1 pseudogene is annotated in these 318 nt (G+C 31.8%); it reads left to right on the forward strand.

Annotated features, from left to right (window positions below):
- Positions 1 to 318: pseudogene (locus SCA31_RS22845) on the forward strand (TlpA family protein disulfide reductase); the annotation flags it as partial.

The raw sequence follows: 318 nt of genomic DNA on the forward strand, positions 1-318 counted from the left end.
GCATTTTCTTTACAGGCTCAGTTTACTGTTACAGTACAGGCGCCATCAGATTTCAAAGAACAAGAGGCTATTTTATATACATTGAACGGTTCAAAAGATATTATTGTTACCAAAGAACAAAATAAGAATAATACATGGACCTTTAAATATCCCACCAGCTACATGGGAATGATGAAGTTGAACTTTCCGAATACCAATAATATGGTGAGTTTTATTTCTGAAAATAAAAACGTAAGCATAAAATTAGACGTTCAGAACAATAAAGTGAAAGACATTATCTATCAGGATGAAGTTAATTCACTTATGAACAAACAACAG

Origin of the sequence: Chryseobacterium sp. SIMBA_028, from assembly GCF_046535285.1 — a bacterium.
In the GTDB taxonomy this organism is placed as follows: Bacteria; Bacteroidota; Bacteroidia; order Flavobacteriales; family Weeksellaceae; genus Chryseobacterium.